We start from the raw sequence: 669 nt of genomic DNA, 5'->3' as shown, positions 1-669 counted from the left end.
TGACCCCGCCCCCTTGGATGCCCCCGCCCTGAGCTAGAGTCCGTCGAAGGGAGACGGATGATGAAGCGATCGAGGTTCACGCAGGAGCAGATCATCGGGGTGCTGAAGGAGCACCAGGCGGGTGCGACGGCGCCGGATCTGTGCCGCAAGCACGGGATCAGCGAGGCGACGTTCTACGCTTGGCGATCGAAGTACGGGGGCATGGAGGTGTCCGATGCCCGCAAGCTGAGGAGCCTTGAGGAGGAGAACGCGCGGCTGAAAAGGCTGCTGGCGGAATCCATGCTCGACGTCTCGACGCTGCGGGAGATGCTGGCAAAAAACTTCTGACGCCCGGCTCGCGGAGGAAAGCCGTGACCTGGGCGATCGAGGAGAAGGACTATTCGCAGCGGCGCGCCTGCCAGCTCGTCGGCATGGCACCGAAGACGTATCGCTACGTCTCGCGGCGCCCTGACGATGGCGAGGTCCGCGTCAGGCTGCGGGCGCTGGCGAATGAGCGCCGACGGTTCGGCTACCGGCGTCTGCACATCCTGCTGGGGCGGGAGGGACACCGGCTGAACCACAAGAAGCTGTTCCGGCTGTATCGGGCGGAACGCCTTGGGGTGCGTCGGCGTGGTGGGCGCAAGCGCGCGCTCGGCACGCGGGCGCCGATGGCGGTGCCGCAGGGGAAGA

1 pseudogene is annotated in these 669 nt (G+C 67.1%); it reads left to right on the top strand.

Annotation, left to right across the window (positions count from 1 at the left end):
• Positions 1–60: 60 nt before the first annotated feature.
• A pseudogene (locus tag HW578_RS27350) lies at positions 61–669 on the top strand (transposase); the annotation flags it as partial.

Origin of the sequence: Roseomonas rosulenta (assembly GCF_016106005.1) — a bacterium.
Lineage (GTDB): Bacteria > Pseudomonadota > Alphaproteobacteria > Acetobacterales > Acetobacteraceae > Neoroseomonas > Neoroseomonas rosulenta.
The sequence above is the reverse complement of the archived record's forward strand: the minus strand, read 5'-3'. Positions and strand labels throughout refer to the sequence as shown.